Here is a 9,871-nt window from a genome sequence, read left to right as displayed (position 1 = left end):
CCCGGTGCTCCTCCCGCTACCGTAAGCGCCGATCCCTTCTGACTTCCGCCAATTAGGTCAGCATTGCTTACCTAATTATAGGGCGATAGCTTCCCTCGGTCGAGGGAAAACCGCTTGAGGCAGGGCCGGTTGCTCTTTCAAGTGATTCTGGTAGATAGCGCCATACAGTCAACGCAGCACAGCCCAACTTGGATCGAAATTAATGGCCATTTTGCTCACGGGCGCCGCCGGTTTTATCGGCTATCACGTCGCGCAGGTTTTGCTGCAGCGCGGTGAAGATGTAATCGGCCTGGATAATCTGAACGATTATTACGATCCGACGCTGAAACGCGCACGACTTGAGCAGTTAAAGGCCAATAAAGGTTTTCATTTCTTTCAGATCGATATCGCCGAGCCTGATGCGGTGCGGGATGCTGCCCAGTCTGCATGTAAAAGCGGAGGGTTTGAAATCGACCGCGTCATTCACCTCGCCGCCCAGGCTGGTGTGCGTTACTCGCTGATCAACCCTTACGCCTATATTCGCGCCAATGTACTTGGCCATACGGTCATGCTGGAATTCGCCCGTGGCCTGAAAAACTGCCGGCATTTCGTTTATGCCTCGTCATCTTCGGTCTATGGCGGCAACACCAAGCTGCCGTTTGCCGTCGAAGACCGCGTCGATTCGCCGGTCTCGCTTTATGCCGCCACCAAGAAGGCCGATGAACTGATCAGCCATGCCTATTCGCATCTGTTCGGCTTCCCGCAGACCGGCCTGCGTTTCTTCACGGTCTATGGCCCCTGGGGCCGGCCGGACATGGCGATGTTCATCTTCACCAAGGCGATCTATGAAGGCCGCCCGATCCAGGTGTTCAATCACGGCAACATGAAGCGTGATTTCACCTATATCGACGATATCGTGAATGGCGTGATCAAGACGCTGGACAATCCGCCGCCGCCGAACGAACAGGGCCGGCCGTATCGGCTGTACAATATTGGCAACAATCGGTCCGAGCCGCTGATGCGCATGATCGAGCTGATCGAGAAGGAAGTCGGGCGCAAGGCCGAGAAAGAGTTCCTGCCGCTGCAGGAAGGCGATGTGCCGGCCTCGTTCGCCGATATCTCTGCCATTCAGCGCGATACCGGCTTTGCGCCGACCACGCCGATCGATGTCGGCATTCCGCGCTTTGTCGACTGGTATCGCCGTTACCACAACCTGATCGGATAATGCGTTGAGCGAAGTGCCGCAGATCAGCCCCGACAGCATCGACCCCAAGGTGGTCGAGGCGATGGTGCTGCAGGGCATTCCGCATTGCGCGGCGCTCGGCGTGCGCGTGATCGAGGTCCGGTCGAGCCATGTGACCCTGTCGCTGCCCTATAATGCCGATCTGGTCGGCGATCCGGTCAGCGGCATCCTGCATGGCGGCGCCGTCACCTCGCTGATCGACAGTGTCGCCGGCATGGCGGTGTTTGCCGCCTTGTTCGCAGCGCAGCAGAAGTTGCAGGCCATCGCCACGCTGGACCTGCGCATCGATTATCTCAAGCCCGCGCTGGCGCAGAAGGAACTCTACGCCACGGCCGAATGCTACAAGCTGACGCGCTCGATCGCCTTTGCTCGCGGCCGTGCCTATCATCCGGAAACGCCGGACGATCTGGTGGCCAACTGTGTCGGCACTTTCATGATCGGCTCGTCCGACAAACCGCCGCTGCCTAAAGATGCCAAGGTGCCGGGAGTGAAGCCGTGAGCGTCGATTTCGAAAAGCTCATCGCCGAAGCCCGCGCGCAACGCAATTTCTCGCCGTTCCTGGCAGCCGTGCCGTATTTCCGCTTCCTTGGCCTCACCGTGAAGCCGGGTGAGACGGATGGCGAGCTGATCTGTGTGCTGCCGGCCGATCCCAAACTGATCGGCAATGCACGGTTGCCGGCGCTGCATGGCGGCGTCGTGGGGGCGTTGCTGGAATCGGCCGCCATCGTGCAGCTGATCTGGTCGGCCGATGCCGACCGCATCCCGAAGATCATCGACCTGCAGGTGGATTACCTGCGCTCGGCCCGGCCGGTCGAAACCTTTGCCCGGGCGATCATCACCAAGCATGGCCGCCGCGTCGCCAATGTGCGCGCCGAGGCCTGGCAGGACGACCCGGCCAGGCCGGTGGCCGCGGCGCACGCCCATTTCCTGCTGGCCCCATAAGAGTTCCGGCGTATTTCTGCCCAATTTCCCGGCTTGATTGACGGGATTGTCACGTTCGCCGGTCTGGTCAAACCGGTCGGCTCTGCCCATATACTGGAGCGGTTATAAAAAGAGGTATCTCCCCGATGGCGCCCCAGCCTTCTCCCGCCGTTTCCACCGCCAGCACCGCGCCTGCCAACGATCTTGGTACGCTGCCGGTCTGGGACCTGACCGATCTTTATCCCGGTCTGGAATCCCCTGAACTGAAGCGCGATCTCGCCAGTGTGGCCGAGCGCGCCGTGAAGCTGGAGCAGCAGTGGAAGGGCAAGGTTGCCGGCGCCAGCGGCGAACAGCTCGCCGGCGTGATCGTCGAATACGAGGAGCTGCATGATCTGATCGGCCGGATGTATTCCTATGCCTCGCTGGCCTATGCCGGCGACATGGCCGATCCGAAGATTGCCGGCTTCTATCAGGACATGCAGGAGAAGCTGAACGACATCGGCACGAAGCTGCTGTTCTTCACGCTCGAGATCAACCGCATCGAAGAGACTGCGCTTGAGAAGAAATACATGGAGTCGGGCAAGCTGGCGCATTATCGCCCCTGGCTGCGCGACCTGCGGCTGTTCCGCGATCACCAGCTCGATGACGAACTCGAACGGCTTCTTCACGAGAAATCGGTGGCTGGCAGAGCGGCCTGGAACCGCCTGTTCGACGAAACCATGGCCGGGCTGCGCTTCACCTGGGGCAAGGAGCAGCTGACCGCCGAGCAGGTGCTGCACAAGCTGTCGGACAAGGACGCGAAGACGCGTAAACTCGCGGCCAGGACGCTGGCGAAAGTGTTCAAGCAGAATATCCGGCTGTTTGCCCTGATCAGCAACACGCTGATCAAGGACAAAGAGGTGGAAGACCGCTGGCGCAAATATCCGACGCCGGAGGCCTATCGCCACCTGTCCAACTGCGTCGAGCCCGAAGTGGTCGATGCGCTGACCGATGCCGTGACGGCGGCCTATCCGAAACTCTCGCATCGCTATTACAAGCTGAAGGCGAAGTGGATGGGCACAAAAAAGCTCAACTGGTGGGACCGCAATGCGCCACTGCCGGAAGACAGCGACCGCATGATCGGCTGGGACGAGGCGCGCGACACCGTGCTCAAGGCCTATGGCCGCTTCTCGCCGGAGCTGGCCGATCTGGGCAAAAAGTTCTTTGACAATGCCTGGATCGACGCGCCGGCGCGGCCGGGCAAGGCGTCGGGTGCGTTTGCGCATCCCACGGTGCCGAGCGCGCATCCGTATCTGCTGCTCAACTACCAGGGCCGCACGCGTGATGTGATGACTCTGGCTCACGAACTCGGCCATGGCGTGCACCAGCTGCTGGCCGCCGAGCAGGGCCCGCTGATGTCGGATACGCCGCTGACGCTGGCGGAAACCGCGTCCGTGTTCGGCGAGCAGCTCACCTTCCGCGCGCTGCTGGATGCCGCAGGTCCCGAACGCCGCAAGATCATGCTGGCCTCGAAAGTCGAGGACATGATCAACACCGTGGTGCGCCAGACCGCTTTCTTCAAATTCGAGCGCAATCTGCATGCCGCGCGCCGCGACGGCGAACTGACGCCGGATCGCATCGGCGAAATCTGGATGGGCGTGCAGGGCGAGAGCCTCGGCCCGGCGATCAAGCTCGACCCGGATTACAATTCATTCTGGTGCTACATCCCGCATTTCGTGCATTCGCCCTTCTATGTCTATGCCTATGCCTTCGGCGACTGCCTGGTGAATGCGCTCTATGCGCGCTACCAGGATGCCGAACAGGGCTTCCAGGAGAAGTATTTCACCATGCTGCGCGCCGGCGGCACGCTGCGGCACAAGGAGCTGCTCGAACCCTTCGGCCTCGACGCCTCCGATCCGGCCTTCTGGTCGAAGGGGCTTGGCGTGATCGAAGGCTTCATCGACGAGCTGGAGCAGCTTTCCTGATGGCAGATCAGGACAGCCCGTTCGGCCGTGTCCGCCGCTACGCCAAGGTCGGCGCGTCGGTCGGTGGGTTGGCCGCAAGGCTCGGCGCCGAGCGTGTGCTGGGCGTCAGGATGGATCGCGCCCAGCATGCGGCCGATCTGCGCACCGCATTGGGCGGGCTGAAGGGCCCGCTGATGAAGGTGGCGCAGATCATGTCCACCATCCCCGACGCGCTGCCCAAGGAATACGTGCAGGAACTGGCGCAGCTGCAGGCCAATGCGCCGGCGATGGGCCAGGCCTTCGTCAGGCGCCGCATGGTGGCCGAGCTCGGGCCGCAATGGCAGTCGAGGTTCAGCAGCTTCGACCTGACCGCGTCGGCTGCCGCCAGCCTCGGCCAGGTGCATCGCGCCACCGCCAAAGACGGCAGACAACTTGCCGTGAAGCTGCAGTATCCCGACATGGCCTCGGCGGTGGAGGCCGACCTGCGGCAGCTCAAGCTGATCTTCGGCATCTACCGTCGCTACGACGCCGCCATCGACACGCGTCATATCCACGACGAGATCGCGGCAAGGCTGCGTGAAGAACTCGACTACGAACTCGAAAGCCGCCATATGCGGCTCTACGGCGCGATGCTGGGTCAAGAAACCGGCGTGCATGTGCCCGAGGTGGTGCCCGATCTCACCACCAAACGCCTGCTGGCGATGACCTGGCTGGAGGGCCGCCGGCTGCTTGAGTTCAAGGATGCGCCGATCGAAACCCGCAACGCCATTGCACTCAATCTCTTCCGCGCCTGGTATGTGCCATTCTACTACTGCGGCGTGATCCACGGCGATCCGCATCTGGGCAATTACACGGTGCGTGACGATTTCGGCATCAACCTGCTGGATTTCGGCTGCGTGCGCATTTTCCCGTCGAAATTCGTCGGCGGCGTGATCGATCTCTATCGCGCCATCTCCACCAACGACCGCGCACTGGCCGTGCATGCCTACGAGACCTGGGGCTTCACGGGCTTAAGCAACGAGGTGATCGACACGCTCAACCTCTGGGCCGAATTCGTCTATGCCCCGCTGCTGGAAGATCGCCCGCGCCGGATCCAGGAAATGGAATCCTCAGGCGTCTATGGCCGCGAAGTGGCCGAGAAGGTGCATCATCAGCTCAAGTCGCTGGGCGGCGTCACGCCGCCGCGCGAATTCGTCTTCATGGACCGTGCAGCCATCGGCCTCGGCGGCGTGTTCCTGCACCTGGACGCCGAGATCAACTGGCACCGCCTGTTCCACGACCTGATCGAGGGTTTCGATGTGGCGGCACTGGAGAAGCGCCAGGCCGCGGCGCTGAAAGTCGCCGGACTGCAGTCGCCGTCTTAACTCTTGGCGTCCAGCACGCTGCGCAGCTTCTCGGCCAGTTCGGCGCGCCGGTAGGGCTTGCTGAGGAACTCGACTCCCGGCGGGATTTCCTCGCTGCCCTGCACCGAGCCCTTTGCGAAGCCTGATGTCAGCAGAATCCTGATTCCCGGCCGCTGGCCGCGCGCCAGCATCACCAGCTTGGCGCCGCTGATGCCGCCGGGCATCACCATGTCGCTGAAGACCAGATCGACAGTGGCCTCGTGCTTCAGGATGTTGAGCGCGACCTGGCCGTTATCGGCTTCCAGCGTCTGGTAGCCGAGCTGCTTGAGCTGCGTCACCACCACCTTGCGCACATCGGGATTGTCTTCCACCACCAGGACGCATTCACCGCCGCGCGGTTCGGGCTGTGCGGCTGCGGTGATCCGGTCGGCTTCGGCGGCGCTGTCGGGTGCGCGCGGCAGATACAGCCGCACGGTGGTGCCATGGCCGTGCTCGCTATAGATCTTGATATGGCCGCGCGACTGGCGGGCGAAACCATAGACCATGCTGAGGCCGAGCCCGGTGCCGGCACCGACCGGCTTGGTGGTGAAGAAAGGTTCGAAGGCGCGCGACAGCGTCTCGGGCGTCATGCCCATGCCGGTGTCGGACACGGCGGTCATCACATAATTTCCGGGCACCACTTCGGCATTGGCGCGGCAGTAATATTCATCGAGCATCACGTTTTCGGTTTCGATGGTCAGGCGGCCGCCGGCCGGCATGGCATCGCGTGCATTGATGGCGAGGTTGATCAGCGCAGCATCGAACTGCGACTGATCGGCGAAGGTATCCTCCAGATCGGCGGCGAACACCGTCTTGATCTCGATGGTTTCGCCCAGCGTGCGCCGCAGCAGGTCGATGGTGCCGGCGACGCGGCTGTTCAGGTCGAAACGTTCGGCTTTCAGCGACTGGCGGCGCGCAAAGGCGAGCAGCTGGCGGGTCAGCTCGGCGCCACGCAGCGCGGCATGCAGCGCACTCTCGGCATAATCCTTGGTTCTTTTGTCGACCAGCGTGTCGGCCATGATCATGTCGAGATTGCCGATCATCACGGCCAGCAGGTTGTTGAAATCATGCGCGATGCCGCCGGTAAGCTGGCCGACCGCATCCAGCCGCTGGGCGCGGCGCAGGCGCTCTTCCTGCGCGCTGTGCTCGGTCATGTCGCGGCCGATGAAGAAATACTGTCCTTCCGACTCCGACCACACGCCGGTCCAGACCAGCGGTACCGGATGCCCGTCCTTGTGCACATAGCGGCATTGGAAATTGCGCATCTGGTTGCCGCGCCGGGCGAGCCGCATTTCGTTGCGGGTGTTTTCCAGATCGTCGGCGAACAGGAAGTCGACGGCGTTGCGGCCATTCATCGCGGAATGCGGGCGACCGAGGATGGCCTGCGAACTGGGGCTGACGCGAACCAGGTTACCCTGGCGATCGACGACAAGGATCAGGTCGAGCGATGTTTCAAACAGCCGCTGGTTGATCGCGCCATCGACAGTCTGCGGTCTGGTGCTGGCCTGATCGGTGTCCATCTCGCCCGCTCGCATTGCGTCCGGCATCCTCTCCGGCCCCTATTGTTGACCTTTCCCGCGCACATTCAAACCGAAAAGCGGGGACGGTTTGAGTGCATACGATTTGAGGGCCGACAAAAGCGGAACTTTTCACGCATCTGCCGTGTTGCAGGGAGACTTGGCCTGAAGGATATCGCCATGCCGCCACAGACGCCATCCCGGCAGACGACACCGCAGCAGACACTGGACGCGGGTCACGAACCGCCGGCGTTTGAATCCGATCTCGACCGCCACCGCGCCAGTGTGGACGAAGTGTATGGCTCGCATGGCGTGCAGCCCGAGCCCGGCGAGACCGCCTTCCAGCCCGGCGCGGGCCGCGCCAGCCGGGGCCTGAGCCGGGTGGGAGTGCGCCGGCGCCGCTGACTTTCGCTTGATCGAGGGCTGAACCGGGCTTGCTGTCGCCGGATTTTGCGCGGAAAATACGCCGAAACCTCGAGGCGGGGCGCATGATCGGCAGTCTGTCGCTCTTCTCGCCGGGCTCGATCCAGAGTTACGGCGCATCTTCATCTGCAGTCGCCACGCCGCAGAGCATGGCCAATGACGGCAGTGCTGTTTGCGGTGCGCTTGATTGCGGCGAGCATGGTGCGCTCAATCGCGCCAATCTGCAGGCGCAGTTCCCGGGTCTCACGCTTGCTGCTGCGCAAGCCGCCCAGGCACAACAGCAGCAATCCGGCTTCGGCGCGCGTCGCCAGGGCAATACCAGTCAGGGCGGCCTTGCCACGGGCGGCGGCCGTCTGGCCGGGACCACGCTGCTCACGGCGCAGGAAGCCGGCCAGGGTCAGTCGTCGGGGGGACAGTCCTCGGGCACGGCGGCTGCCAGTGACCTGACCGAGGAAGAGCAGGCGCAGGTCGCCAAGCTCAAGCAGATCGATGCCAAGGTGCGCGCGCATGAACGCGCGCATGCGGCGGCTGGCGGCGCCCATGCCGGCGCGCCGAGCTACACCTATACCCGCGGGCCCGACGGCCAGATGTATGCCACGGCCGGCGAGGTCGCCATCGATCTCAGCGCCGAGAGCGATCCCGAGGCCACGCTGCAGAAGGCCACGCAGGTGGCCGCAGCTGCTTTGGCGCCGGCCGACCCCTCGGGGCAGGACCGCGCCGTGGCCGCTGCAGCTGCTCAGCTTCGGCTGGAGGCCCTGGCCCAGATCCGCGAAGAAAAGCGCGCCGAACAGCAGCAGCAGCAGGCCGAGGCCGCCGAGGCCAAGGCGGCGCGCGCCGAAGCCGGTGGGCAGGCACCCGTGCCAGGAGAGTCCGGCACCGCCCAGATCCAGACCACCCAGGCCCACCAGCAGATCGGCCGGCTGGTCGGTCTGGTCGCCTGAGCCCCACGCCCGGGCCCCTGTGTCCGGATTTAGCTGCTAAAACAGGCCCTTCCATCGTCACGGAAGCGGGCCGGACAGCCGGGCAGGGGTTGTGCCGGCTTTGGCCGGCAGCGTAATATCCCCGCCGATTCAACATTCAAACCGACCAGAGGGTATTATGGCCGAAGAACACAAGATGGGCAGCATGGACATCAGCCAGCACAAGGCGGGCTGGGAAGGCTTCATGAAGATGACGACCTGGGGCACCGTCTCGGTGATCGTCCTGCTGATCCTGATGGCGATCTTCGTCGTCTGACCCAGTTTTGACGGCGCCTCTTCGGCGCCGTCTTCGTTTTCTGAGTTGGGGGGAGTGATCATGAAAATCGGAATACCGAAGGAACGCCGCGCCGGCGAAAAGCGCGTTGCGGCTTCACCGGAAACGGTGAAGAAATTCGTCGGCCTTGGCTGCACGGTCGTGATCGAGACCGGCGCTGGCCTCGCCGCAGACATCCCCGACGACCAGTACACCGCCATGGGTGCGCAGATCGCGGCCGATGCCCGCGCCACCGTCGGCGATGCCGATATGGTGCTGAAGGTGCAGCGGCCGATGACGGCCGCCGAGGGCAACGACGAACTGGCGCTGCTCAAGAAGGGCGCGGTTCTTGTCTCAGCGCTGCAGCCGCTGCAGCAGCGCGAACAGGTCAAGGCCTATGCCGCCGCCGGCATCTCGGCCTATGCCATGGAACTGATGCCGCGCATCACCCGCGCTCAGTCGATGGACATCCTCTCCTCGCAGTCCAATCTCGCCGGCTACAAGTCGGTGCTCGATGCAGCCCAGCATTTCGGCCGCGCCTTCCCGATGATGATGACCTCGGCCGGTACGATTGCGCCGGCGCGCGTGTTCATCATGGGTGTCGGCGTCGCCGGCCTGCAGGCGATTGCGACGGCCAAGCGCCTCGGCGCGGTTGTCTCGGCCACCGACGTGCGCCCGGCCACCAAGGAACAGGTCGAAAGCCTCGGCGGCAAGTTCGTCTGGGTCGATGACGAAGAAGCCCGCGCCTCGCAGACCTCTGGCGGCTACGCCAAGGAAATGTCGGCCGAGTACAAGGCCAAGCAGGCCGCCCTCATTGCCGAGACGGTGAAGAAGCAGGACATCATCATCACCACCGCGCTGATCCCGGGCCGCGCCGCGCCTGTGCTGGTCACCGAGGAAATGGTGAAGACCATGCGTCCCGGTTCGGTGATCATCGATCTGGCCGTCGAGTCCGGCGGCAATTGCCCGCTGTCGAAGGTCGACGAGGTGGTGAATGTGAACGGCGTGAAGGTGGTGGGTTACAGCAACTATCCCAGCCGCGTGCCGGTCGATGCCTCGAATCTCTATGCCAAGAACCTGTGGAACTTCCTGTCGCCGCATTGGGACAAGGATGGCAAGACCTTCAAGTTCAACCTGGAAGACGAAACCGTGACGGGCACCTGTGTGGTGCGCGACGGCCAGGTGGTTCATCCGCAGCTGAAAGAGGGGAATTGATCATGGGTGAGATTT

The 9,871-nt window shown here is 63.3% G+C and carries 10 protein-coding genes; 9 read left to right on the top strand and 1 reads right to left on the bottom strand.

Features of this window, described 5'->3' with window-relative positions:
• Positions 1–202: 202 nt before the first annotated feature.
• The 5 genes from FNB15_RS20880 (at position 203) to FNB15_RS20860 (ending at position 5,450) form a co-directional block, all read left to right on the top strand.
• Positions 203–1,204, top strand: a complete 1,002-nt coding sequence (locus FNB15_RS20880; RefSeq protein ID WP_144258561.1) for an NAD-dependent epimerase/dehydratase family protein — start codon at positions 203–205, stop codon at positions 1,202–1,204.
• A gap of 13 nt (positions 1,205–1,217) precedes the next feature.
• Positions 1,218–1,721 carry a PaaI family thioesterase gene (locus FNB15_RS20875; protein WP_246068889.1) on the top strand — a complete coding sequence of 168 codons (504 nt, stop codon included), beginning with the start codon at positions 1,218–1,220 and terminating at the stop codon, positions 1,719–1,721.
• A complete protein-coding gene (locus tag FNB15_RS20870; RefSeq protein WP_221932704.1) occupies positions 1,718–2,164 on the top strand; it encodes a PaaI family thioesterase in 447 nt (148 codons plus the stop codon). Before FNB15_RS20875 ends, FNB15_RS20870 begins: the two co-directional genes overlap by 4 nt.
• A 125-nt stretch (positions 2,165–2,289) precedes the next feature.
• Entirely contained in the window at positions 2,290–4,107 is a 1,818-nt protein-coding gene (locus FNB15_RS20865) for a M3 family oligoendopeptidase (protein WP_144258559.1), read from the top strand.
• Positions 4,107–5,450, top strand: coding sequence for an ABC1 kinase family protein (locus FNB15_RS20860; RefSeq protein ID WP_144258558.1), 1,344 nt, complete (start codon positions 4,107–4,109; stop codon positions 5,448–5,450). Before FNB15_RS20865 ends, FNB15_RS20860 begins: the two co-directional genes overlap by 1 nt.
• Here FNB15_RS20860 and FNB15_RS20855 read toward each other — a convergent pair.
• Positions 5,447–6,988: an ATP-binding protein gene (locus FNB15_RS20855; RefSeq protein ID WP_185973648.1), complete on the bottom strand. Its 1,542-nt coding sequence runs from the start codon at positions 6,986–6,988 to the stop codon at positions 5,447–5,449. The genes FNB15_RS20860 and FNB15_RS20855 overlap by 4 nt on opposite strands.
• Before the next feature lie 177 nt (positions 6,989–7,165).
• Between FNB15_RS20855 and FNB15_RS20850 the strand changes: the two genes are divergently transcribed.
• From FNB15_RS20850 to FNB15_RS20835, 4 genes are all read left to right on the top strand, one after another.
• A complete protein-coding gene (locus tag FNB15_RS20850; protein ID WP_144258556.1) occupies positions 7,166–7,390 on the top strand; it encodes a hypothetical protein in 225 nt (74 codons plus the stop codon).
• A gap of 83 nt (positions 7,391–7,473) precedes the next feature.
• On the top strand, positions 7,474–8,349 hold the full coding sequence (locus tag FNB15_RS20845) for a putative metalloprotease CJM1_0395 family protein (protein ID WP_246068749.1): 876 nt from the start codon (positions 7,474–7,476) through the stop codon (positions 8,347–8,349).
• Positions 8,350–8,506: 157 nt separating this feature from the next.
• Positions 8,507–8,644, top strand: a complete 138-nt coding sequence (locus FNB15_RS20840) for an aa3-type cytochrome c oxidase subunit IV (RefSeq protein WP_144258555.1) — start codon at positions 8,507–8,509, stop codon at positions 8,642–8,644.
• A gap of 60 nt (positions 8,645–8,704) precedes the next feature.
• Complete coding sequence (locus FNB15_RS20835; RefSeq protein WP_144258554.1) at positions 8,705–9,856, top strand: Re/Si-specific NAD(P)(+) transhydrogenase subunit alpha; 1,152 nt, start codon at positions 8,705–8,707, stop codon at positions 9,854–9,856.
• The last annotated feature ends 15 nt before the right edge of the window (positions 9,857–9,871 follow it).

Origin of the sequence: Ferrovibrio terrae (genome assembly GCF_007197755.1) — a bacterium.
GTDB lineage: Bacteria > Pseudomonadota > Alphaproteobacteria > Ferrovibrionales > Ferrovibrionaceae > Ferrovibrio > Ferrovibrio terrae.
Note: the sequence above shows the minus strand (reverse complement) of the source record. Positions and strands in the feature narration are given on the sequence as shown.